The following is a 23950-nucleotide window of genomic DNA, read 5'->3' as shown; positions in this document are numbered from 1 at the left end:
CGATGGCGGGTCTGGGGCGAGTGGGTCGCCACGTCTGCATGAGGCGATCCGACAAGTTTCGGCTCATCCGACGGACCGTCGCGAGTTGTTTTCATCCCCCCCGACCCCGGCGCCAGAACACCAGATACCACGCGATCCCGAGGCCGACCGCGGCCGCCAGCACGGCCAGCGTCATCGGCGACGGACCAATCACGAAGAAGAACGTATCCGCAAAGTAGATCTCAGTCGGCATGCTGGCCTCATCCTCCCCGGAAATCTTCACCTGACAAGCTCTCGCCGGCTACTCGTCGACCAGCCGGTATCCGACGCCCGCCTCCGTCTTCAGGTACCGCGGGCGGGCTGGATCGGACTCAATCTTCCGCCGGAGCTGGCCCATGTAGACCCGCAGGTACTGGTTCTCAAACACGCTGTCCGGCCCCCAGACCTCCTTCAGTAACTGGCGATGCGTGACCACTTTCCCCGCGTGCCGGATCAGCGTCGTCAGCAGGCGGTACTCCGTGGGGGTCAGATGCTGTTCCACGCCGTCGACGTGCACGGTCCGGCGGCCCAGGTCGACCCGGAGTCCGCCGACTTCGAAGACCGCTTCGCCGTTGGGAGAGGTTGTGGCGGCCGAGTGGCGGAGCGCCACGCGGACGCGGGCCAGCAGCTCCCCGACCCCGAACGGCTTGGTCAGGTAGTCGTCGGCCCCGGCGTCGAGCGCGGAGATCTTGTCCGACTCGCGCCCGCGGGCCGACAGGACGATAATCGGGACCTGCGACCACTCGCGCAGCGCCCGGATGACGTCGAGCCCGTCCCGGTCGGGGAGGCCGAGATCGAGGATGACCACGTCCGGCGGAGCGTCCGCAGCCTGCCCGATGCCGCGTTCGCCGGTGTCCGTTTCGCGAACGGCCAATCCGTGCGATTCGAGGGACATCCGCACGAACCTGCGGATCGGGGGCTCATCCTCGATGATCAGGATCTGCGGTGCGTCGTGGTCCATGCGGCGGTTCCCGACCGGTGCGGAGCATCAATCGACCGGATGCGAATCGAGCCCGGTGGCGGTCAGGGGGAGGGTGAATCGAAAGACCGCCCCGCCGGTCGATCGGTTCGCCGCGGCAATCGTACCACCGTGGAGCTCGACAATCCCGCGGCAAATGGCCAGGCCGATGCCGGTCCCGCCGCGGGACTGGCCTTCGACCCGGTGGAACTTCTCGAAGATCCGCTCCAGTTCGTTTGGCGGGATGCCGGGGCCGTGGTCGGCGACCTCGACGACCAGGCTGGAACCTTCCCGGTGCGAGCGGATCTCGATGGGGGATCCTGGCGGGGAGAATTTGAGGGCGTTATCGAGCAGGTTGGCCAGCACTTCCTGGATCAGCAGGCCGTCGATGGCGACGGGGGGCAGATCGTCTGGCAAGTCGGCGACGACCGGATGTTCGCGGAGGTAACGGTCGAAGCGGGCGAGGACGACGCCGACGACTTCGTCGATGGGCTGCAGCTCGCGCTGCAGCGGGATGGCGCCGGCTTCGAGCCGGGTCATGTCGAGCAGGTTGGCGACGAGCCGGTTCAGCCGGTCGGCTTCGTCGAGGATGGACTCCGCCAGTTCTTTCTGGTGACTGGCGGCGAGACGTTCTTTGCCTTCCACGAGGAGGCTGGCGGCGCCGGTGATGGTGGCCAGGGGGGTGCGGAGGTCGTGGGAGACGGCGGACAGGAGCGCGTTCCGGAGCCGTTCGGTTTCGACCTGCAGGCGGACGGACTCGGCTTCGCGGGCGAGGGCGCAGCGTTCGAGCGCGCCGGCGAGCTGGCCGGCAATGGCCTGCAGGAGATCGAACTGGCGGGAGGTGAGCTGGGCGTCGGGCTGTTTCGGGCGAATTCCCAGCGCGCCGACAATTCCTTCTGTGACCAGCAGCGGCAGCCAGGTGGTCGGCGTCCCCGGCAACGTGTCGGTTCCGGCGCCCGCACTGCGGCGATGCTGGAAGACCCATCGAATCACGCCGTCGTCGCGCTGAGTCGGGGGGTCGCCGGCCCCGAGGACGACGTAGTGTCCCTCGACGGGTGGGGCGAGGATCCAGACGTCGGCGTCCAAGGCTTCGGCGATGGTCTGGCGGGCGGTCGTGGCGACTGCGTCGCGCGTGGCGAGGCTGGTCAGCTCCTTGCTGAGGGACAGCAACGCCGCCGTGCGGGCTTCGCGTTCGCGTGCCGCCACGGAATGCGACTGCACGCGGGCGGTCAGCTCGCTGATCACCAGTCCGGTGACGAGCATGACGCCAAAGGTCAGCACGTACTGCGAGTCAGAAACGGCAAAGGTGCCGAAGGGGGCAACGAAGAACAGGTCGAACGCGGCGACGCCGAGGACGGTCGCGAGGATGGAGGGGCCGCGGCCGAATCTCAGTGCGACCCCCACGACCGTCGCCAGGTAGACCATCACCAGGTTGGTGGGATGGAACAGGGGCGCGATCCCGGCGCAGAGCAGAGTGCTGAGACCGACCAGTCCCGCAGCGCACAGATAAGAAGCCCACGGAATCGGGGCCGGGGCGCGGCGGGCCGTGGTCGCGGACGAAGCCGCTTCCGCGTCTCCGCTGATGACATAGACGTCAATGTCTCCGCAGCGGCGGATGAGGTCGTAGACGAAGGCTCCACGCCACCAGTCGCGCCAGCGGCCGTGCAGCGGCTTCCCCACGATGATTTTCGTCGTGTTATGAGTCCGGGCGAAATCGAGCACGGCGCCCGCGAACTCCGTCCCGGTCGTCTGGGCGACGGTGGCGCCGAGATCCTCGGCCAGCCGCAGGTTCTGCTCCAGTCGCTGCTGGTCCGCGGGGTTGAGGACGCGTGCCTGATCGAGTTCCACATAGAGCGCCGTCAGCGGCGCCCGCAACGTGGTCGACATCCGCCGGGCGGCCCGGACCAGCCGGGCGGACATCGGGCTCGGTCCGACGCAGACCAGCAGCCGTTCGGAGGTGGGCCAGATGCGGGAGACATCGTGCTCCTGGCGGTAATCGAGCGCCTGGGCATTGACGCGATCGGCAGTCTTGCGGAGCGAGAGCTCCCGCAGGGCGATGAGATTTCCCTTGCGGAAGAAGTTCTCGATCGCCCGCAGCGCCTGGGCGGGAACGTAGACCTTCCCTTCCTTCAGTCGCTCGATGAGATCGTCGGGGGGGAGGTCGACGAGCTCCACTTCGTCGGCCTGTTCGAACACCTTGTCCGGGACCGTTTCGCGGACCGGAATCATGGTGACCTGCGCGACGACATCGTTCAGGCTCTCGATGTGCTGGACGTTGAGCGTCGTGTAGACGTCGATCCCCGCCGCCAGAAGATCGTCGATATCCTGCCAGCGTTTGGCGTGCGTCGACCCCTCGGCGTTGGAATGGGCGAGCTCGTCGACGAGGAGAATCTGCGGATGCCGGGCGAGGGCCGCTTCGAGGTCGAACTCTTGAATCGTTTTCCCGCGATAAGTCACGGAGCGCGGAGGCAACTGATCGAGCCCCAGCACCAGCGCGTACGTTTCCGGCCGGGCGTGGGGCTCGACGTAACCGATGACGACGTCGACGCCTTCTTTAGCGAGCTTGCGGGCCGCCTCCAGCATGGCGTACGTCTTGCCGACGCCCGGCGCCATGCCGAAGAAGATCTTCAGCTTGCCGCGGGACTGGCGGACCTCGTCCGCCTGGACGCGGGCGAGAAGGGCATCGGGATCGGGACGATCGTCGGTCATGGCGCCTATCGTACTTCGTGAGCCGGCTGCAGTTCACGCAACGCGAGATTCAGCCGGAGGACGTGGACCCTGGGCATGCCCAGGAATCCGAGAGTCGGCGCCTCAGTGTGCGCTGCCACGAGTCGACGCACTTCGTCGACCTCCAGTCCGCGGGCGCGTGCCACGCGTTGGACCTGGTATTCCGCGGCCGCCGGGCTGATGTGCGGATCGAGGCCGCTGGCAGAGGCCATGACCAGGTCTGCCGGGATGACCGCCGCGTTGTCTGGGTCGGCGGACTTCAGGCGGTCGATCCGTTCCTTAACCGCGGTCTCCAGGGCCGGATTCGTCGGGGCCTGGTTGGAGCCGCTCCCTCCCAGGCCATTGTACGCGACCGGACCGGTCGCCGACGGACGTCCCCAGAAGTCGCCCGGCGCGTTGAAGGGCTGGCCCAGCAGGTCGGAGCCGACGGCGCGACCGTCCTGAAGAATCAAACTGCCGCCGGCCTGTCGGCCGAAGGCAGCCTGTGCGACCGCCGTGACGGCGAGAGGGTAGATCACGCCGGTCACAATGGTCAGCAACAGAAACAGGAGCGTTGCAGTTCTCAGCGATTGCCACATGATTGCAGTTCCAGAGAGAGTTTACGGGCTGACGCCTGGCGCGGCGGTTCAAATATGGTGCCGCAGAATTGTGTGAGAGTTTTGCGGGTCGACCGGGTGGCTGGGGTCGAGTCTTCGAGCCCCCGGATTCTTGCCACCTGGCTGGGGGCGGCCCAAAGCGGCCGACCCCAGCCACCCCGAGAGAAGATCTCCTCTGCACGAACCACGACAACTACGCCAGCCCCAGGCCCACCAGCGCCAGGTCGATCAGTTTGATTCCCGCAAAAGGGACCAGCAGACCGCCCAGGCCATAGATCAACAGATTCTCGCGCAGGAGCTGCGCTGCGGCCGCCGACCGGTACTTGACTCCCCGCAAGGCCAGCGGAATCAGGAACACGATGATCAACGCATTGAAGATCACTGCCGAGAGGATCGCGCTGGCCGGCGACGCCAGCCCCATGACATTCAGTTGCGTCAGCTCCGGATACGTGGTCGCGAACGCCGCGGGGATGATCGCGAAATACTTGGAGACGTCGTTGGCGATGCTGAAGGTCGTCAGCGACCCGCGGGTCATCAGGAGCTGTTTGCCGATCTCCACGATCTCGATCAGCTTGGTCGGATTCGAATCGAGGTCGACCATGTTGCCGGCCTCCTTGGCGGCCTGCGTCCCGCTGTTCATCGCGACGGCGACGTCGGCCTGGGCCAGCGCCGGGGAATCGTTGGTGCCGTCCCCCGTCATGGCGACCAGGCGTCCCCCCGCCTGGTAGTCCCGAATCATCTGCAGCTTGGCTTCGGGCGTCGCCTCGGCCAGGAAGTCGTCGACGCCCGCCTCGGCGGCAATCGCCGCCGCCGTCAACGGGTTGTCTCCCGTGATCATGACCGTCTTGATGCCCATTTGCCGGAGCTGCGCGAAGCGTTCTTTCATGCCCCCTTTGACGATGTCCTTGAGGTAGATGACGCCCAACGCCTGACGCCCTTCGGCAACGATCAAGGGAGTGCCTCCTTTGTGCGAGATCTGGTCGACCTGGTCGCGCAAAGCTGATGGGAACTTGCCGCCCTTCTCCCGCACGTAGCTCTGAATGGCGTCGACGGCCCCTTTGCGGATCTGACGACCGTCAAAGTCGATTCCGCTCATCCGCGTCCGGGCGGAAAACGGGACGAACTTCGCCCCCATCGGCTCGATCTCGCGTCCCCGCAGGCCGAACTTCGTTTTCGCCAGCACCACAATGCTGCGCCCTTCAGGCGTTTCATCAGCCAGCGAGGAGAGTTGTGCGGCGTCCGCAAGCTGCTCGGCGGTCACGCCGGCCGCCGGGATGAACTCCACCGCCTCGCGGTTCCCCAGCGTGATGGTGCCGGTCTTATCGAGCAGCAGCACGTCGATGTCGCCGGCAGCTTCCACTGCCCGCCCGGAGGTGGCGATCACGTTCGCCTGAATCATCCGGTCCATCCCGGCGATGCCGATGGCGGACAGGAGACCGCCGATCGTCGTCGGAATCAGACAGACCAGCAGCGCCACGGTCACCGCCAGCGTGATGGGGACTCCCTTCCCGGCCGCCAGCACGCTGAACTGCGACAACGGCACGAGCGTGGTGCAGGCCAGCAGAAACACAATCGTCATCGCGGCCAGGAGAATGTCCAGCGCGATTTCGTTCGGGGTCTTCTGGCGCTTCGCTCCCTCCACCATGCTGATCATCCGATCGAGAAAACTCTCGCCCGGGCTGCTGGTGATCTTGATGACGAGGTGGTCCGACAGCACCCGTGTCCCGCCGGTGACGGCGCTGCGGTCGCCGCCCGCTTCGCGAATCACCGGCGCACTCTCGCCCGTAATCGCGCTCTCGTCGACCGACGCCACACCTTCGATCGCTTCACCGTCGAGCGGGATCTGCTCGCCCGCCTTGACGATGACGATGTCATCCTTCCTGAGCTGCGACGACGCAACTTCTTCATAGAGCTTGTGCGTGCTCAGACGGCGGGCGGTTACCTCCTGGCGGGATTTCCGCAGGGCATCGGCCTGCGCCTTCCCCCGGCCCTCGGCCATCGCCTCCGCGAAGTTCGCGAACAGGACCGTGAACCACAGCCAGGCCGCGATTCCCGCGACGAACGCCGGGGACTCGTCTCCCGGCCGAGCCGCAGCCTGGATTGCCAGTACGGTGGTGAACATGCTGCCGACAAACACGGTGAACATCACCGGATTGCGGAGCTGGTGCCGCGGATTCAGTTTGCGGACCGATTCCCACAACGCCCGCTTCACAATTGGCGGGTCGAAGAGGGGACGGGCTTTACGATGCGACATGATCGTCTTTCCTCGAATCTCAGGCTCAGCGACCTGCATGGAGCTGAAGGTGTTCGACAATCGGACCCAGGGCCAGCGCGGGGACAAAGGTCAGCGCCCCGACCAGCACCACAATCCCGGCCAGCATGACGACGAACAGCGGAGTGTGAGTGGGGAGCGTACCGGCCGAGACCGGGATCCCCTTCTTGCGGGCCAGCGCACCGGCGATCGCCAGCACCGGCACAATCAACCAGAACCGCGACAGGAGCATCGCAAAGCCCAGCATGAGATTGTAGAAGAGCGTATTCACACCCAGTCCCGCAAAAGCGCTGCCATTGTTGTTGCCTGCCGACGAGAAGGCGTACAACACCTGGCTGAGTCCATGCGGACCCGGATTGGTGATCGAAGCCCGACCGGCTTCGAGCGACAGTGCGACGGCGGTTCCGCCGAGGACCACCATCGGCGGAATCAGGATCACCAGCGAAGCCAGCTTCATTTCGCGCGCTTCGATCTTCTTCCCCAGGTATTCCGGAGTCCGCCCCACCATCAGGCCGGCGATGAACACGGCCACGATGGCGAACACCAGCATGCCGTACAGCCCGCTGCCGACGCCGCCAAAAACGACTTCGCCGAGCTGCATCAGCCACATGGGAACCAGGCCCCCCAGCGGCGTATAAGAGTCGTGCATCGAGTTGACGCTGCCATTGGACGCAGCGGTCGTGGCACCGGCCCAGAGCGCCGACGCGCCAACGCCGAGCCGGACTTCTTTCCCTTCCATATTGCCGGCGCCGGGATCCACTCCCAGAGCCGTCAGCCGCGGATTCCCGGCCTGCTCGGCCAGCACGCACCCCAGCGTGAGTGGCACGAAAATCAGCAGCATGGCGGCCAGAATGGCCCACCCCTGCCGCTTGTCGCCCACCAGATCGCCGAACGTGTAACACAGGGCTGCCGGGATCAGCAGGATCGCCAGTACCTGCAGGAAGTTGCTCAATGGCGTGGGGTTCTCCAGCGGGTGAGCGGAGTTAACGCCGAAGAACCCGCCGCCGTTGGTGCCGAGCTGCTTGATCGCGATCTGCGACGCCGCGGGGCCCAGCGGAATCGACTGCATGGTCACGGGCTGCCCATCGGGACCGGTCTGCGGAACGGCCAGCGGAACTTCCACGGTCGCTGCAAACGATTGCACAACGCCCTGCGAGACCAGCGCGACGGCCAGCACGAACGACAACGGCAGCAAGATAAACAGAGTGCTCCGGGTCACGTCGACCCAGAAGTTGCCGATCGTCTCGACCTGCTTGCGGGTGATGCCGCGGATCAGCGCCACAAGGACCGCCATCCCGGTCGCGGCGGACAGAAAGTTCTGCACCGCCAGCCCCAGCATCTGCGACAGGTCACTCAGCGTCGACTCGCCGCTGTAAGCTTGCCAGTTGGTGTTGGTGGCGAAGCTGACCGCCGTATTGAACGCCAGATCGGGCGCCACTCCCGGCAGGTGCTGCGGGTTGAGCGGCAGCCACCCCTGAGCGCGCTGCAGACCGTAAACGGCCAGCGCCCCCAGGGCGTTGAACAGCAGCACGGCGATGGCGTATTGCCGCCACGTCATCTCGGCCTCCGGCTTGACCCCCGCAATGCGGTAAAGTCCGCGCTCCAGCGGTTTGAGCGGCGCATCGAGCCCGCACGGCTCCCCGGCGTAGACCCGGGCCATGAACCAGCCCAGCGGTTTGACCAGCGCCAGCAGCACCGCGAAATACGCGGCAATTTCAATCCAGGCAGTCGCAGTCATGAAAATCGCTCCGGACAGAGCATCGCAAACAGCAGATACACAAACAGGCCGACGGCCAGCACGGCCGCGGCGACTTGCAGAAAGTCCATCACGTCACTCCTAAAGTCGTGCGCATCCCGCCGCGAGCAGGATGCTGGCGACGAAGAATCCGACGATCAGGGCCACGAACAGCAGATCCACGGAAAGTCTCCTCAACAGGCGTCGGCGAATGCCGGCCGACAGGAGCATGGTACGTGGGGTCGTGTAAAATGAGGGCAAAGACGGAACGAGCCCGCATAAGAAATGCGCATAGATCCGCGAGACGATTCCCACGGTCCCCGTCGCGGAACGATGACGGCGGGCGGGAGACGCGAATCCTTCCCCGGTAAAATTTGCTCCCGGAAATCGCACTCCCTCGCGGTTCGCAATTCGTCTCGGCTGGCCTCGAATTCGCCGTCCGTCGAAGTTCCACAGAGATCTCGACAGTTCCTGCGTCCCCTGCAAGAATCCGGACCGGATTCGCGGAACGCCGGGAAACGGCGAACTCGCTTCAGCCGACAACTCCAGACCTGTCCATAAGAGATCTTCTTGCAAACGCCGCGTTTCGCCACGCGCCGCCGCAACGTCGCCGTCACGTCGTCTCAGAATTCGGGTCGGTCACACCTTCAGCACGGAAGCCAAACATCGTGACGGAGTCACTGCGTCACCAGGCGTTCCTGATCGCCATTTGCGCCGCCGTCTTCCTCCCCAATCTCGGCGCAACGCACCTCTGGGAGGAAGATGAAGCCTACTTCGGCCGGACCGCCCGCGAGATGCTCGAACGCCACGATCTGGTCGTCCCCTGGTTCAACGGGGAAATCTCGCTCCACAAACCCATTCTGATGTACTGGGTCATCATCGCCGGATACCAGGCATTCGGCGTCAGCGAGTTTGCCGCCCGTTTCGGCTCGACCCTCTTCGGCATCGGCAGCGTCCTGCTCACGTATCACCTCGGCCGGCGGCTCTTTTCGCCGGGAGCCGGATTCTGGAGCGGCCTGATTCTCGCAACGAGCCTCCATTTCGTCGTCGTCTCCCGCGCCGCGGTGGCGGATCCGGAACTGATTTTCTTCTGCACCATCCCCCTCCTCCTCTTCGCCAGCGGCACCCGGCTGAACCGCGCCGGGACAACGCCGTCCCCGATCCCGCCGAATCGTCCGATTTCGGGCAGCGAACTTTCCTGGTGGGGCTGGGCCGGCGCTTACGCCGCGATGGGAGCGGCCGTATTGACCAAAGGGCCGGTCGGCTGCGTCCTGCCGACCGCCGGCATCGGTCTCTTTCTGCTCCTGTGTCAGGCCGACATTCCGGCTCCAGACCGGTCGGGTCGCCTCCTCGCCTGCGCCCACTGGCTGTGGCGCGTCGTGCATCCCTTCGCCATCGCCCGCACGATCTGGTCGATGCGGCCGTTGACGGGCGTGATGATTCTGGCCGTCGTGGCCCTTCCCTGGTACGCCGCTGTCGGTTACCAGACAGATGGAGAGTGGCTGCGCGGCTTCTTTCTGGTCCATAACGTCGGTCGCTTTGTGAACTCGTTCGAAAGCCACCGCGGGGGACCGCTCTACTACCTGGTTGCAATCTGTATCGGGACTTTCCCCTGGTGCATCTGGAACTACCAGAGTCTCCGCCAGGCCTGGGCCGGCCTCCAGACCGGCAATCCCGACCGTCCCGCCTATCAGTTGCTGCTGGCCTGGATCGGCGTCTGGATTGCCGCGTTCACCCTCGCCGGTACGAAACTCCCGCACTACGTCCTGCCGACCTATCCGGCCCTGGCGATTCTCTTCGGCGCGTTTGTCGACGCCTGGCTCGGCCGGCATTTCGAGACCAGCCGGAACTGGCTCCGCGCCTCCTGGCTGACGCTGATTCTCGTCGGGACGGGAATCCTCGTGGTGATGCCGCTGGTTGCACAGCGCTATGCGCCGGGCGAGGAGATCCTCGCCCTCATCGGACTGATCCCTCTGTGCGGCGGAGTGTGGGGCCTGTGGGCCTCCGAAGCCGAGCACCGCCGCCAGGCGGCGATCGTCCTCGCCGGCGTGGCCGCCCTGTTTTCAGTGACGATACTCGGCTGGGGAGCGGTCCGGATTGACCAGCACCAGAAAAGCCATGTCGTCGCCGGCTGGCTCCACGAACTCGCCCCGGGAGCACAACCCCGGCTCGCCGCGCTCGGCTGCTTCGAAGCCAGTCTTGCGTATTACTGCAACGACAACATCCGGCACGTCAGCAACATTGATGTCGTCGGCCTCTTTGCTCCCGGCGCTGAGGAGACCTATCTCATCACCACGGATCGGCTGCTGGCCGGCGTGCCCGATCCGCTGCCTGACGGGGTCGCGATCCTCCGTGAAACTCCCCGCTTTCTGCGGCCGGAGAAGCTGCTGCTGATCGGGCGGAGCGACTCGCCCGTTCGCGTCGTGCAGTCCGTCTCCGCGCTCAAACCTTAGCTGCTTCAACGGCTTACGAATTTCTTCCACGGGCGGGCCCGACCATGTGCGGTATCTGCGGGTTTGTCGGCAACCCGGATCCTCCCGTCCTGAAACGGATGCGCGATGCCCTCTGGCGGCGCGGTCCCGATGCTGCTGCTAGCTATCATTCCGAGCGAGTCGGGTTGGCACATCGCCGGCTGTCGATCCTTGATCTCGACGGGGGGCGGCAGCCGATGTCCGGCCCCAAGGGTGACGTGGTCCTGGTCTTCAATGGCGAAATTTATAACCACCCCGTCTTGAGACGCGAGCTCGAAGCGCGCGGGGGGCGGTATCGCACCCGTTCCGACACGGAAACGATTCTGCATGCGTATGAGGCGTTCGGGACCGATTGCGTGTCCCGGTTCGACGGAATGTTCGCGTTCGTCCTGTATGACCGACGGAAGAAACTGCTGTTCGGGGCGCGGGACCGGTTCGGGGAGAAACCGCTCTATTACACCGCCCGGCCGTTTGGCAGCGTCGAATTTGCGTTTGCCTCGGAATTGAAGTCCCTGCGCCAGCATCCCGAAATCGACTCCCGGCTGGAGCTGGCCGAAGACGGCCTGGTTTCGTACCTGCTGCACGATGCGGTCCAGGGGGCGCGGAGCATCTATGACGGCGTCCGCCGGCTGGAGCCGGGGAGTGCGTTTCTCTACGGTCTGGCGGGGTCGGAATCTCCCGGGTTTCGACAGTGGAAATACTGGGAGCCGCAGATCGGGGGGACGGTCCCCTCCGCCGGGGGCGGTCCGTCTGTCGAAGCGGAGCTGCTCGATCGGCTGGAGGCGGCGGTCGAAGAGCGGCTGATGGCGGATGTCCCGGTCGGTGTCCTGCTGTCGGGAGGGCTCGATTCCTCGGCGATCGTCGCCCTGCTCCGGCGGGGGGGGCATACCGGCTTCAAGACGTTTTCGATCGGCTTTCGCGACGCCAGCTTCGATGAGTCGCGGTACGCCGAGGCGGTGGCCGCGACGTTCGAGACCGAGCACATTGCGCGGACCTTCGAGGCGAGCGACCTGGTCGAGCAGATTCCGTTCGTCGCCGCCCGGCTCGACGAGCCCTTTGCCGATCCCTCCATTCTCCCGACCTCCATGCTCTGCCAGCTCGCCGCCGAACACGTCAAGGTCGTCCTGGGGGGGGACGGGGCCGACGAGCTGTTTGCCGGGTACGATCCCTTTCACGCCCTCGCCCCGGCCCGGTGGTATCGTCGGCTGGTGCCGCAGTTTCTGCACGACGGTTGCGTGGCGCCGCTCGCCGGGTGTCTGCGGGATTGCGGCGGGAACATGTCGCTGGCGTTCAAGGTCCGGCGGTTTCTCCGCGGGGCCCGGGCGCCGGCCGACCGGCAGATGGGGTTGTGGATGGGGCCGTTCAGCCCGGCGGGTCTGCGACGCCTGCTGCCGGAGCTGGGGGCGGCGGTGACGCCCGAGGCGCTCGACGCCCATTGCGCCCCGCCGGGGAGGGGCGGGGCGGCGAGCGACATCGACCGGGGTCTCGATTTTTTCCAGCGTTCGTATCTGCCGGACGACATCCTGGTGAAGCTGGACCGGGCGAGCATGATGCATTCGCTCGAAGTCCGTGCGCCGTATCTGGACCGCGAAGTCGTCGAGTTCGTCAACCGGCTGCCTGGCGAGCTGAAGTATCGCGGCGGCGTGACCAAGTCGCTCCTCAAGCGGGCGGTGCTGCAGGGGTGTCTGCTGCCGGAGTCGATCGTGCATCGGAAGAAAAAGGGCTTCGGCATCCCGGTCGCCCGCTGGCTGCGGGGGGAGCTGCACGACTACTTCCGGCGGGCGCTGCTGGACGAGTGGCCGGAGGAGCTGGCGATGTTCGACCGGCGCGAGATCCGCCGGCTGTGGGACGCGCATCTCGGCTGCCGAGCGAACCACTATAAGGAGCTGTGGGCGCTGTTCATGCTGGCGCAATGGGCGACCCGGCGGCTGGATGATCCCGTTCCGGCGGAGGCGGTGAATGTGGTGGGGGGGGAGGAGTGGTGAGTGGTCAGTGGTCAGTGAGGAGTGAGGAGTGAGGAGTGAGGAGGAAATGCAGAACGGGTGGCACGCCCAGAGTCTTCGATGGGCGTGGTCTTCTTCCGGTCCGGTGTATTCCAGCATCCCGGAGGGATGCCAGAGGGTCGCCAGGGGTTGAGCCGGCTTTGCGGCGACACCCCTGGTATCGGCGCGCCGACAGGCCGACCCCGGCGGGGTCGCAGAGTGTTGGAGTGAGAGCGGAGCGGACACGGGATCTGCGACCCCGCTGGGGTCGAGGTTGGGGTGGATGCTCGCGATTTCCAGGGGTGTCGGAGCGAAGCGCTCCTCAACCCCTGGCGACCCTCTTTGACCCCTGTCGGGGTCGGCGGAGAGACGTCTGCCGGTGGGCGGTTTCTGCCGACTGTGAGCTGGGTCGGTCGTGGATGCCACATTCGGCAGCGATGGGTGAACGATCTCCGGGCGCGGGGGAGGGACGGGGGTGGCGTTGCGTGTCGGGGGTGGTCCGGATACCGTCCGTCTGGCAGCGTGCGACGAGACTCCGCCGGACTGACGGGATGGCATGGACGACGGATTGAGAATCCCGGTGATCGACCTGTTCGCCGGCCCCGGCGGGCTGGGCGAAGGTTTTTCCGCATTCACTCCGCCCCCCCGAGCCGGAAGCGTCAGCGCCCGGAGTCTTCCCGGATTTCAAATCGCCCTGTCCATCGAGAAAGACCCGTCGGCGTGGCAGACGCTCCGTCTGCGGAGCTTCTTCCGGCAGTTCGAGGCGGACGAAGTCCCCGAGCCGTATTACCAGCTATTGCGCGGCGAGTTTCCGCTGGCGGAGTTCCCCGACCGCCTGAGCGCCGCCTCGAAAGACTGGTTCGACGCGTGGGAGCGGGCGGGCGAGGAGGCCCGGCAGTTTGAGCTGGGGGCGCCTGACAGCGATCACCGGGATCTCTCCGAGCGGATCGACCGGGCCGTGCGGGGCTCCGCCGGTCGGTGGGTGCTGATCGGCGGCCCGCCGTGCCAGGCGTATTCGGTGGTGGGTCGTTCGCGGAACAAGGGGAAGGTGGGCTATCAGATCGAGACCGACCACCGTTCGTCGCTGTATAAGCAGTATCTGCGGATTATTGGCGGCGTGACGTTGAAACTGGCTTCAGGGGAGCTTGTCTACTTCCCAATAGCTGACAATTCCCGAATTCGAGTAGACCGCGAGTTGCGGAAGCGTCGGATGCCACGCGAAATCGGCATCGCTGCGCACCGCCGGCAACATCCGCCAGCGCTCCGGCAATTGCTCGCGATCGAGCACGTGAAGACTCATTTCGTCGTGGCCGGAGGCACTGTGCGTTAGCATCGCCCAGTAGCGGCCGTTTGCGCTGATCTCCAGTCGGAGAATTCCAAAACGCGACGCCTTCATCGACCAGGTTTCTTCCTTCCGAGTCAGGTCCCAGTTCCAGATCTTGGCGGCGTTCGCCGCCCCCAATTGCTGACTGTCGTGGTGGAAGCATAAGACGTAGGGATCGCCCGCTGGGGCCGGTAACTTCATAGCTTCTTCGCCGGTTTCTGTCTTGAAGAGAGTCACGACGTTCCCGCCAGTCGATACGGCGGCAAGAACGTTGTCGCCGGACACTGCGACTGCCGGAAACTGCCGACGCTTCTCGTCGACTCCATTGTTGATTGAGGCCACGATTTGTCCGGACTCTGTATTCAGAAACAGGATCGTGCCGGCATCATCGACGATCACCAGACGTTTTCCATCCGGCGAGAACTGAGCCGCCCGGATGACAATCGGGCGAGTGAACGGCACGCGCTTCATGCCAGACATCGTGCTGAAATGGACGATGCCGGATTCCTCCGCAATCAGAGCGCGATCCTCGGACGGCATCGCGATGGCTTGCGTCGCTAAAAATGGAGCCCACCCGTCCGACCGGAGTGCGCCAGCGGCGACGTTAATGATTTGCGCGGATCCGGCGTGACTGCCTATGAACAGAAGGGCGCCGCTGGGGGACATGCCCACGAGGCCCGCTGCCTTCCGCTCGACCGTCCACTGAACCGCCGGGGGCGGATCGTTCTCGATGTACTCGTTCCACTCGGCGGTCTCGGGGAATCCCCCGAACGCAGATACGTCGATACGGGTGCCCAACGACCGCCACAGCGTCTTGCGATCCGCGGACGACTGGCGCGACAAAGCGATCCGTACGCCGACCGACTTCCAGTAATCATCATCCGGAGAGAGCTTCTGCAGGACTGCCACATCTTTGGCGTACTGCCCAACGCGAAATCCGAATTCCGCGTCCCAGCGATCCCCTTCTTCTTGGTGCATCACACTCGCCAACACGGCTGCCAACGCAACTCCGTTATCGCCCGCAACGGTGGCGCGGAGTTGTTCGGCGAGTTCGTGTGCGGCCCCCGGCGTTCCGGTCCAACGCGGTCGAAGGTAGTTTGCGGCTGGATACAATGCGTCCGCACACTGCGGGTTCTTTTTCACGCTGCTCAATACAAGGCGTTGAATGTTTTGAGTCGAGAGCCCTTTCCCTGGCAGAGAATTAAGGAATGTTTCGTCCCAGTAGGGGTCATCACCGGCTGATGACTCGATGCGTCTTAAGACGGTCTGCGCCTGCTGCAAATACTGCGTGAATTTCTGCTCCTGCTCGGGCTCGAGATTCGCCGCGATCTCCGCACCTCGCCAATTCCAACCGGTGTAGATGCTATGTTTGGCGAAAGCAATGTGGGCGGTGAGCGAATCTTTTTGTTGAGCCAGATACTCGCGAATGCGGTTCTCTGCATTGGCTGAAGAAAGCTGCTTTGACGGTGCGAAGCCATGATAAATGGCTCCCAATGTCGGCCGTCCCCAGCCGAGCTGTTCCTTGGAACGGCGAGCCGCGTCGGCGAGTTTCTCAATCTTCCCGTACTCGCGATCGAGCAGCCAGCGGCGGACACGTAGTGTCACCAATTGCGACCTTGCAGAGGATGGAACGGCCGCGTCGGACGCCGCTGATAAGTACGCGTCTCCAGGGACAAACAAGAAGTCGTCTCGTAGAGGATCGAAAATTTGTCCATAGAGATTCGATGACCCCTTCGACTGCGGCCTGCAATACAGAGTCGCCTCCGGCTTCCACGGGCATACTCCAAAGTCGATCCAGCCGTCGGAATTCAACATAAACGATCGCTGCAATACGAGCTTCTCCCATTGTGTGCGATCCAGCTTGCCGTCAGGGCGGATCGCAACAAAGAAGGCGCCAGGTTCGTGGACATTGAGGGAACTCGCAGACGGCGCACCAGCCTCCGGTGTCAGCTTCCAGGCATCCTTCAAATACCCGGGCGCAGCGGAATTCGACCATCGGGCGACTTTCCACTTGGCATGAGTGACCGGCGTGTCGGGCGCGGCCGGGGGATCCCATGGCTCTGCCTTGACCTTTCCGCCAAGGAGGGAATTCGGCATTCCAGAAACGATCACTTCCTTCGGCAACTCCCAGACATGGATCGCGCCGCTGTCGTCGCTGATCGCGAGAAGCTTGTCTCCGGGTGCCAGGACCGCCGAATTGATCGTTTTGGGAACGTCACGCAGATCAGCAAGCTTTCGTTGGTTCGCGAGATCCCAAATGCTGCCTCGTCCAACGTTTGATCGAGGGTCGACGCCGAGGTAAATCACATTCCAGCCGCCGTTCTGCAACAGGACGCGACTCAACTTGAACTCCGTGAACTTGGCCTCACCCTGGGGGCGGAACCGCTCGCCAAGCAAAGGAACAAGAGTACCGTCGTCATAAACAGCAAGAATGGCGTTGCCGAAGCGGGAGAAAGCGACATCGAGCAATCGTTTATTCTCTCGCTTCAGATCGATGGTTTCAAACTTGAATGGCCGCGCGGCAGAGGCGGTATCGCTCGGAACCGCCGTCAGGGATTGTTTTGCAATCGACGCCAGCGCCAGTGCATGATTGTTCGGCTGCAAGAAGCCGATCGAACTCACGGACGGATCGACCAATGCTTGCGAGGCCAGTTTTCCGTGGGCATGGCTGATCTGGATGTGAGTGGACTTCAAGGCAAGCGTGAAACCAATGGCGTTTACGGCGATGATGTCCGGATGAGCCGGCGTCTGAATTGTTGCCGTCCGCTTTCTGGTCTTTCGGTTAAAGATCTGCATTTCCGCTTCCTGCCGAATCACACCCAGATAGGTTTCGCTATTAAGCAACGCAAGTGCAGACACTGCCGTGCCATTCTCTGACCAGGCAGGGGCGAATTCTTTTCCTTTGGGGTTCCACCAATAGATTTTGCCGTCGGAATGCCCGCTGACGACGACGTCTTCCCTTCCGGCCGCTGTCAAAGCCGTAGCCGGGCCGCTTGGCGAGATCACCTTCGCTGATCGCGCTATTGAAACCACGGCCTTTTGGGCAAAGAGCGAGGAGGGAATTGCAGAGATGAAAACAACCAGGACAAAGACTCGCTGCGCTGTGGACTTCGGCTGCTGAAGGCCGTGGCGGTTCATTTTGCTCCCCTTACTGGCTCACAATCGAAAGTGCGGACTTAAATGTACTAGTCTCCTATGTCTTAAGATAGCGTTGGACTCAGATCATTGCAATTGCTGCTCCGTGATGAAGAACAGCCTACCATGAAGACGACCTCGATCCGGTCTGCGGTAGCGTCATCGCTCCGAGTGCGACTACGAGATCTGACTTCGGCCAGAGGTGCACTGCCAGCCATCGGCGAGCCACGAACTATGCGTTTGGGTGCGCGGAAGCTGCGTATCCCCTGCGAAAGTCCAACCGATGCCCTGTCGCAGGTAGACTCGCAGGGCTTTGTGGTCGCTGCGATGCGTGGTGAGGGCTCCGGGCGGCGGCTGATGAACTGGGTTGGGCGGGAGAGGGGGAAAGTGGGAGAGGGGGAATTGCTCCGGGCACTGACGCTTCCGGTTCGGGAGGGCTGAATCGGGACGACTGGGGCGGGCATTCGGGTTAAGCTGGGCGGGCCATCTCCCCTGCGATAAGGTTTTCCGATGCCCCGCCGAGACTGGACCCGCGACGAGCTGCTGCTGGCGATGAATCTGTATTGCCAGCTTCCGTTCGGGCGGCTCCACAAGTCCAATCCCGATGTCATCCGGCTGGCCGGGGTCATCGGGCGGACGCCGTCGAGTGCTGCGATGAAATTGGTCAACCTGGCCTCGCTCGATCCCGTGCATCAGGAACGGGGCGTCAAAGGTCTCTCCGGGGCTTCAAAGGGAGATCGTCAGATCTGGGGGGAGTTTCACGACGATTGGGAACGACTCTCCGCCGAGAGCGAAGCCCTGCGCGAACAGCGGTTTGCAGCCGTTGCCGGCGATTCATCCGCGCCGCCCGACGATGTCGACCTTCCGTTCGCGGGGGAAACCGATGCGACTGCCGTCGTCCGCGTTCGCCGGGCTCAGCGGTTTTTCCGGCGGGCGGTCCTGACGGCCTATGAGGCGCGCTGCTGTGTGACGGATATCGGGCTCCCCGATCTGCTGGTGGCCAGTCACATTGTTCCGTGGAGTTCGTCGGTCGAGCATCGGGCCAATCCCCGGAACGGCCTCTGTCTGTCTCAGCTGCACGATGCGGCGTTCGATCGCGGGCTGGTGACGTTCGATCCGGAATGGCGGCTGGTGCTTTCGCGCGAACTCCGCGACGCGACAACGAATGAAACGCTCAATGCGTCGTTTGTTCCGTTTGAAGGCCGGCCCTTGCGGCTTCCCGAACGGTTTCGTCCGGAAAGCGAATTCGTCAGCAGGCATCGGCAGGAGATGTTTCGGGGGTGAGGGGGCGGGAAGGGCACGCGGAATGTGCGACCCCTGCGGGGTCGAGGTGGAGTGGGTGCCCGATTTCCAGGGGTGTCGCTGCGCTCAACCCCTGGCTACCGTCTGGCATCCCTTCGGGATGCTGGAGGGGAGACGGCTTGGGGTGCGGGGGATGTTCATGGAGGCCGCAAATCGGCAAGCGGGAGCCTGCCCTACGTCCCGGCGTCTTCGCGGGGAGAGGGCGGGGGGTGAGGGGCTTTGTGGGTGACGTTGTGGGGCGCTCGAAGACCCTCACCCTGGCCCTCTCCCACATCGGAATGCGGGAGAGGGGACTGGGTGATCCTGGCCGGCGTCAGCGTTCCTGACGTGTTGCCAGCCAGGCGTCGATGGCGGCCTGGCGTTCGGCGCGGGCTTTGACCTGTGCATCGACCGCCGGGGCCGACTGCAGAATTGCCAGGGTCTCGGTCACGCGCTGCTTGAGGGCTGCGTCGGTCGTTTCGCCGGCGGCTTCGAGCGCTCCCTTGTGGGGGCGGGCGAGCTGGCCGAAGGGCTGGAGGGCGCCGGCGGCGTTCAGACGGACCCAGTTGTCTTTGTCGGCCAGCCGGGCAGCGATCATCCGGGCGCTGTCGACGTCGTACGGATCGATCGCGGCCAGTATGCCGCAGCCCCAGCCGCGGACGGAGGTGTCCGTGCTGTCAAGAATGGCCGCCTGGCAACGGCGTTTCAGTTCCGCGGCGGTAACGACCTTGGCGCCGGCGGGGATCTGCAGATCTTCGCAGCGGACGCGATCGCCAATAGAAATCGTCAGCCGGGGACTGGCCGGCCAGACGCGGTCGCCCTGGTCGACCGTGGTCAGGTGCTTCGAGATTCCGCCGCAGATCTCGATCTCCCAGTCGCACGGCAGCACCTGCTGCTGAAAGGTGTGTGTTTTGCCCGGACCTGGCAACAGCACGATTTCGGGTTGCTCAAGTCCGGCGGCCAGGTAGAGCGCCACGAGCTCGTTGATCTGCGGCGTCGACGCCAGACCGACGAAGCGTTCGTGTCCGTTGACCCAGGACTGGTAGTAGCGCGTGGTGTGGTTCAGGGCGGGGACAATGTCGGGCCAGTCCGCGTAGTTCGCCTTATTGACCGGGGCGTTGCCGAATTCCTCGGTTCCCAGGGCGAAGGCGGCCCCGCTGGCGGTCCAGGAGGCGAGGATCAGAAAACAGAGGTTCAACGTCAGTTGCCGCATGGTGGCGTCTCCGCACCTTGATTGTGGGTCAGGCTCGTCAGCCTGACGCGTTCATGGAAAGACGTCGAGACCGGTTCCTGAGTTCCCGAGAAATCGTCGGCCCGTTCCGGATCATTCCGGTTGGAGTGCCGAGTGAGTGCGGTTCGCCGTCCCCTCAAAACGCCGACAGCGTCGCGAGGGTGACCTCTCGACGCTGTCGCGATTCGATGCTCGATCCGAGACGGGAATGGAAACTCAGTCGTTGCCGGCGGGGGGACGGCCCGGTCGTCCGCCGCCCTGTCCGCCGGGGCCACCGCGACCGCCGAAGGCCGGGAATTCGAACTTGGCGCCCTGCAGGCCATCGAAGGCGGTTTTCTGGTCGGCCGTCAGCACGGCGAGAGCGTCGGCATTCGCCTTCTCGCGTTTGGCGCGGGCTTCTTCAAACCGCTTCTGCATCGCTTCGCGATCGAAGCCGCCGCCGCCACCGCCGCGGAGGTCCACTTGGGCAGAGGCGAGAGCTTCCTTGATCTTTTCTTTCTGATCGTCGGTCAGCTTGAGCTTGGCGGCGACTTCGGTCCGGGCCAGAGCGCCGGCGCCTTCGCGCTGGATGCGGAGCTCTTCCAGCCGGGCGAGCTGCTTGGCGTCGAGGTTGGCCTTGAGGATTTCTTCGGCCTTCTTGGCCCGTTCTTCGCCCTGCTTGCGCATTTCTTCGAAGAACTTGGTGCGTTCTTCTTCGGACATTTCCTGGAAGTTCGGGCGATCACCGCCGCCGGGACCGCGACCGCCGCCCAGTTCGCGGATGGCCGTCTGGATCTTCTCGACCTGCTCCGTGGAGACGCCGATTTCCTTCTGGACGGCTTCCATGGCGATCAGGCCGGCAGCGCCTCCTCCGCCGAAGCCGCCAAATCCACCCCGTCCGCCGCCGAAACCGCGCTGGCCCTGGGCTTGCGCCTGGCTGGCGAGGCTGACCAGCAGCGCCGAGGCCAACACCACTGTTGCTCCGAATCTCATGACTGAATCTCCTGGAAGACACGCAGACGAAAGGTTAACCAGCTCGAACAGCCGAAACGCCAACTGCAGTTCCCTGCTGGGGAAAATGGTCGGACGCAGAAATCACCGATGAAAACGTGGATCGGGAGACTGCTGCGTCCGCGTCGTCCCTGGCTCCGGTCGGTCGGACTGCTGACGATCCTGGACTGCTGATTAAACACCGGCTGCCGACTACGGTTTCGTCGGCCGAGGGAGATTTTCTGCGGCGGGGAGTTCGGTGCGATATTTGTCGAGCGACAACCCGATCCGCTCCAGCGGAATGGCTGCGAACCCCGGGAGTTGCTGAAGGACGGGTGAATCGGAAGTGAGCCGGAAGTCCCGGCGATTGAGATCGGCGAACCCCGGGTCGGTATCGTAAGCCAGGTTTTTTCCAAATGCCAGAGGTTGCTTAGAAGAACTTTTCGCGAGAAAGCGTTCCGGCCCGGCCGCGCACGCGACGGCGCAACGGACGGCGAGATTGTCCGCCAGACCCGACAGCGATTCGCCTGGGAGCTGGAAACCGACCCCGCAGTCGACGGCCAGATTGTTGGTGCAATCGACTGAAGGAGATTCCGCCGGCGACCCGGCCGGGCGATAGCGGAAGGCTGCGCCCAGTTCCATCTGGCACACCACGTTCCCGGCGACGAGCGCCTCACACCGGGCTTCCAGATCAATTCCGTGCGCGTGGCGGCTGTGATGCACGAAATTGTGGCGGATGGTGAGTCCTCCCGAGCCGTGGCGGGAGTGCCGGCACAGGAATCCGGCGCCGGGATCGGGGCCGGGACTTCCGACGTTGAAGATTTCGTTGTACTCGAAGACGTTGTCCCAGCCGCCGAGCAGAATCCCGGCCTGCGGAAGGTCGTGAATCCGATTGTGGGCCACATGCACGCCGACGACGGGCTGCCCGGGGCCAACTCCCCGCCAGGGATGACCGCAATTGACTCCGGCGACGGTCGCTCCCGCGCGTGGAATCAGTGGGCCGATCTCGTTGTTGATGACCCGGTGGCCGGCCGAGCGGCGTGGCATTGCGGCGGCATCGCCTCCCGACAACCAGACTCCGCCCCCGGACCGTTCGATGTCGCAGCTCTGGACAGCGTGCTGAGATCCGCCGTTGAGGATCACGCCGTAGCCGATGAGATTGCGAAGCCTGCAGCCGGCGATGACGTTTTCGGCCCCCCCCTCGACGAGCACGCCAGGCCCCGGGCCTCCTTCGATCGTCAGGCCGCGCAGCATCAGGTACGAAGCGCCCTGCAGATGGACCAGCGGGAGGGCCTGGGGATCGGGGGTGGCCGGCTCGTCGGGACTGGAGTCCTTGCGGCTGCCGACCAGTCGCACGACCGCCCGCGGCACGGCCCGATACAGCACACGCGCCTCGGGGGCGCCGGAGTCCTCGGCCGTCAGGAGGAGCGGTTCAGCGAGCGGCCAATCCCCCGGATTGATCCAGACCGTGACTGCCTCGGCCGGCTTGTCCCGCCGGGAGGCCCGCGCTTCCGCCTGGGCTCGCTGCAGTGTCCGGTAGGGCTGCGCCCGGGTCCCCGGGCCCGCGTCGTCTCCAGTCAGCGCGACGTTGATATCGCGGGCGCCGAGCGAACCGGACAACATTCCGACCATCAGCGCCACGCAAGTCAGCCGGCGTGCGATATTCCGCGACATGAATGGGCTCCGGGAGCGAACGGCCTTCGACTTCGGTGTCGTGTTCCGCGACTTTCGTCGTCGCAGTTATACACGAATCGGCGGGGGGCGGGAGAGTGCCGACCTGCAGCCAGCGGTCGGAGATTCCGACCGAGGGGAGGTGGCGTCAGGCGCGCGATGGTCGCTATTCGACCGGCGGCAGACCGCGGCTGCTCACCAGGACCTGGCCGACGACCCGTCGCTCGGGGAAGTTTGCCAGGACGTAGGCATTGCGGCCGTCGGGGACGTCGACCATCACCGTCGCCGTCGAACCGACCGGTCCGCGCGCCGCCGCAGGCTGCAACGTCAACGCCTGTCGCCCCGCCGGCAGTTCGACGCGAAGGACCTGGATCCGGTCCGGCAGCAGCCCCCAGCAGCGGGTGTCGGCCTTCTCCGTGGCTTCCCACGCGACGCCGGCCACGTCCATCAGCAGGTTCAATTCCTGGTTGACCTGCGCCCCCTGCTTGACGGCGTAGACTGCCCCTTTCTTGATCACCCGGCGGGCCACTGCCCGGCCGATGATCTCCGGATACCGGGCTTCCTGCTGCTCGCGGGCCATCTCGCCGATGTCGACGATGGTGGCCGTCTGGCCGACCGGCTGTCCGTCGTGCGAAACGGCGATGTGGTCCACCGGGCTGTAGAAGGTGACGACCTGAGGAATCTTCACCGGCGCGATTGTCGGCGGGAGGCCTCGCTTTGTGAAGGCGCTGACGATCCGATCCGCGACCAGCAGGGCCGCCTGGGTGGGGATCTCGGCGACCTCTTCCTTGATGGGACCGCGGCCGACCAGAGCGAAGACGTAGACGACTCCGCGGCCGGGTGCGACCGGTTTTTCGAACTTGGCCCGTTGGAGGTCGCTTTCGGCATCGCGGAAGCCGGGTTCCCAGGAGGCGACGAGGGTGCGCGCCCGCACGGCGTCGTCGAGCGTGAGAGGCGATTCTTCCGCCAGGGCCGCCCGAATGTAGGGGCCTAAGGCCACCTGTTTGTAGGCCAGCACGGCGTCGGGAAATTCCTCCGACTTCGCCGTCACCGCCGCGATCACCTGATCCTGCTTTTCGGTGAGCTGGAGCGCATACGCCCCGGCGTCGCCGCCGTCGGTCATCAGGTTGGAGATTGCCAGGAAGGCACGGATCAGGACGCGTTCGTAGTCTTCGCCGGCATACGCCCGGGCCGTATCGTCCGTGGTGTAGAGGGCCAGTTCCTCCTTGAGGTCCTTCTGCTCCAGTGTGTCAAAACGATCGCGCACGCGGCGGAGGATCTGTTCCGCTTCGCGCGGCCGGCCTGCCGACAGCTCGATCATCGCCTGGTCGAGCGCCAGGACATCCGCCTCGTTCTTGCGTTTCTCGGAAACCTCGGCAATGGAGGCCCGGGCTGCGTCGAGCTGGCCCGCAAAGAACTGCTCGCGGATCGGCTGCAGACGGTTGGTGTGCGATGCGCAGCCGCTCAGCACCAGCAGCGCTGCGCCGCACAGGAGTCTGCCCAATGAAATCCGGCATCCATGCATAGAACTTGCCGACCGAGTCTCCGGGGCTCTCCGCCGGGACGAGTCTCCGGCAGAC

General features: G+C 64.7%; 16 protein-coding genes. 3 read left to right on the top strand and 13 right to left on the bottom strand.

Features of this window, described 5'->3' with window-relative positions; translation table 11 throughout:
* Positions 1-91: 91 nt before the first annotated feature.
* The 8 genes from SH412_RS24145 to SH412_RS24110 form a co-directional block, all read right to left on the bottom strand.
* A complete protein-coding gene (locus SH412_RS24145; protein WP_336520594.1) occupies positions 92-232 on the bottom strand; it encodes a hypothetical protein in 141 nt (46 codons plus the stop codon).
* 48 nt (positions 233-280) lie between these two features.
* On the bottom strand, positions 281-979 hold the full coding sequence (locus tag SH412_RS24140; RefSeq protein ID WP_336520593.1) for a response regulator: 699 nt from the start codon (positions 977-979) through the stop codon (positions 281-283).
* Positions 980-1006: 27 nt separating this feature from the next.
* Complete coding sequence (locus tag SH412_RS24135; RefSeq protein WP_336520592.1) at positions 1007-3685, bottom strand: sensor histidine kinase; 2679 nt, start codon at positions 3683-3685, stop codon at positions 1007-1009.
* Between the two features lie 5 nt (positions 3686-3690).
* Positions 3691-4281 (bottom strand): potassium-transporting ATPase subunit KdpC, encoded by a 591-nt coding sequence (kdpC, locus tag SH412_RS24130; RefSeq protein ID WP_336520591.1) that lies wholly within the window; start codon positions 4279-4281, stop codon positions 3691-3693.
* 211 nt (positions 4282-4492) lie between these two features.
* Positions 4493-6553: a potassium-transporting ATPase subunit KdpB gene (gene kdpB, locus SH412_RS24125; RefSeq protein WP_336520590.1), complete on the bottom strand. Its 2061-nt coding sequence runs from the start codon at positions 6551-6553 to the stop codon at positions 4493-4495.
* A 25-nt stretch (positions 6554-6578) separates the two neighbouring features.
* Positions 6579-8309 (bottom strand): potassium-transporting ATPase subunit KdpA, encoded by a 1731-nt coding sequence (gene kdpA / locus SH412_RS24120; protein WP_336520589.1) that lies wholly within the window; start codon positions 8307-8309, stop codon positions 6579-6581.
* Positions 8306-8398: a K(+)-transporting ATPase subunit F gene (gene kdpF, locus SH412_RS24115; RefSeq protein WP_336520588.1), complete on the bottom strand. Its 93-nt coding sequence runs from the start codon at positions 8396-8398 to the stop codon at positions 8306-8308. Before kdpF ends, kdpA begins: the two co-directional genes overlap by 4 nt.
* Before the next feature lie 10 nt (positions 8399-8408).
* Positions 8409-8537 (bottom strand): hypothetical protein, encoded by a 129-nt coding sequence (locus tag SH412_RS24110; protein WP_336520587.1) that lies wholly within the window; start codon positions 8535-8537, stop codon positions 8409-8411.
* 437 nt (positions 8538-8974) lie between these two features.
* Here SH412_RS24110 and SH412_RS24105 point away from each other — a divergent pair, with 437 nt between their 5' ends.
* Together SH412_RS24105 and asnB are read left to right on the top strand one after the other, a co-directional pair.
* Positions 8975-10759, top strand: a complete 1785-nt coding sequence (locus tag SH412_RS24105; protein ID WP_336520586.1) for an ArnT family glycosyltransferase — start codon at positions 8975-8977, stop codon at positions 10757-10759.
* A gap of 44 nt (positions 10760-10803) precedes the next feature.
* The gene (asnB, locus tag SH412_RS24100) at positions 10804-12762 is read left to right on the top strand and encodes an asparagine synthase (glutamine-hydrolyzing) (RefSeq protein ID WP_336520585.1); all 1959 of its coding nucleotides are present in this window, start codon (positions 10804-10806) and stop codon (positions 12760-12762) included.
* A 1132-nt stretch (positions 12763-13894) separates the two neighbouring features.
* Here the strand turns inward: asnB and SH412_RS24095 are convergent.
* Positions 13895-17221 (bottom strand): WD40 repeat domain-containing protein, encoded by a 3327-nt coding sequence (locus tag SH412_RS24095; RefSeq protein ID WP_336520584.1) that lies wholly within the window; start codon positions 17219-17221, stop codon positions 13895-13897.
* Between the two features lie 507 nt (positions 17222-17728).
* Here SH412_RS24095 and SH412_RS24090 point away from each other — a divergent pair.
* Positions 17729-18502, top strand: coding sequence for an HNH endonuclease (locus SH412_RS24090; protein ID WP_336520583.1), 774 nt, complete (start codon positions 17729-17731; stop codon positions 18500-18502).
* Positions 18503-18833: 331 nt separating this feature from the next.
* Here SH412_RS24090 and SH412_RS24085 read toward each other — a convergent pair whose 3' ends face one another.
* The 4 genes from SH412_RS24085 to SH412_RS24070 form a co-directional block, all read right to left on the bottom strand.
* Positions 18834-19712: a hypothetical protein gene (locus SH412_RS24085; RefSeq protein WP_336520582.1), complete on the bottom strand. Its 879-nt coding sequence runs from the start codon at positions 19710-19712 to the stop codon at positions 18834-18836.
* A 234-nt stretch (positions 19713-19946) separates the two neighbouring features.
* Positions 19947-20702 carry a hypothetical protein gene (locus SH412_RS24080; RefSeq protein ID WP_336520581.1) on the bottom strand — a complete coding sequence of 252 codons (756 nt, stop codon included), beginning with the start codon at positions 20700-20702 and terminating at the stop codon, positions 19947-19949.
* Between the two features lie 210 nt (positions 20703-20912).
* Positions 20913-22373, bottom strand: coding sequence for a right-handed parallel beta-helix repeat-containing protein (locus SH412_RS24075; protein ID WP_336520580.1), 1461 nt, complete (start codon positions 22371-22373; stop codon positions 20913-20915).
* Positions 22374-22536: 163 nt separating this feature from the next.
* Positions 22537-23874 carry a COG3014 family protein gene (locus SH412_RS24070; protein WP_336520579.1) on the bottom strand — a complete coding sequence of 446 codons (1338 nt, stop codon included), beginning with the start codon at positions 23872-23874 and terminating at the stop codon, positions 22537-22539.
* Between the last annotated feature and the right edge of the window lie 76 nt (positions 23875-23950).

The organism is Planctellipticum variicoloris, from assembly GCF_030622045.1.
GTDB classification, from domain to species: domain Bacteria; phylum Planctomycetota; class Planctomycetia; order Planctomycetales; family Planctomycetaceae; genus Planctellipticum; species Planctellipticum variicoloris.
Note: the sequence above shows the minus strand (reverse complement) of the source record. Positions and strands in the feature narration are given on the sequence as shown.

What these genes read in the sequence shown, in the direction of transcription:
- kdpA (WP_336520589.1), bottom strand. Translation starts at nt 8,309, where the DNA reads ATGACTGCGACTGCCTGGATTGAAATTGCCGCGTATTTCGCGGTGCTG.
- SH412_RS24095 (WP_336520584.1), bottom strand. Translation starts at nt 17,221, where the DNA reads ATGAACCGCCACGGCCTTCAGCAGCCGAAGTCCACAGCGCAGCGAGTC.
- SH412_RS24085 (WP_336520582.1), bottom strand. Translation starts at nt 19,712, where the DNA reads ATGCGGCAACTGACGTTGAACCTCTGTTTTCTGATCCTCGCCTCCTGG.
- SH412_RS24140 (WP_336520593.1), bottom strand. Translation starts at nt 979, where the DNA reads ATGGACCACGACGCACCGCAGATCCTGATCATCGAGGATGAGCCCCCG.
- kdpF (WP_336520588.1), bottom strand. Translation starts at nt 8,398, where the DNA reads ATGGACTTTCTGCAAGTCGCCGCGGCCGTGCTGGCCGTCGGCCTGTTT.
- SH412_RS24145 (WP_336520594.1), bottom strand. Translation starts at nt 232, where the DNA reads ATGCCGACTGAGATCTACTTTGCGGATACGTTCTTCTTCGTGATTGGT.
- SH412_RS24090 (WP_336520583.1), top strand. Translation starts at nt 17,729, where the DNA reads ATGCCCCGCCGAGACTGGACCCGCGACGAGCTGCTGCTGGCGATGAAT.
- SH412_RS24110 (WP_336520587.1), bottom strand. Translation starts at nt 8,537, where the DNA reads ATGCTCCTGTCGGCCGGCATTCGCCGACGCCTGTTGAGGAGACTTTCC.
- kdpC (WP_336520591.1), bottom strand. Translation starts at nt 4,281, where the DNA reads ATGTGGCAATCGCTGAGAACTGCAACGCTCCTGTTTCTGTTGCTGACC.
- SH412_RS24080 (WP_336520581.1), bottom strand. Translation starts at nt 20,702, where the DNA reads ATGAGATTCGGAGCAACAGTGGTGTTGGCCTCGGCGCTGCTGGTCAGC.
- SH412_RS24075 (WP_336520580.1), bottom strand. Translation starts at nt 22,373, where the DNA reads ATGTCGCGGAATATCGCACGCCGGCTGACTTGCGTGGCGCTGATGGTC.
- asnB (WP_336520585.1), top strand. Translation starts at nt 10,804, where the DNA reads ATGTGCGGTATCTGCGGGTTTGTCGGCAACCCGGATCCTCCCGTCCTG.
- SH412_RS24135 (WP_336520592.1), bottom strand. Translation starts at nt 3,685, where the DNA reads ATGACCGACGATCGTCCCGATCCCGATGCCCTTCTCGCCCGCGTCCAG.
- kdpB (WP_336520590.1), bottom strand. Translation starts at nt 6,553, where the DNA reads ATGTCGCATCGTAAAGCCCGTCCCCTCTTCGACCCGCCAATTGTGAAG.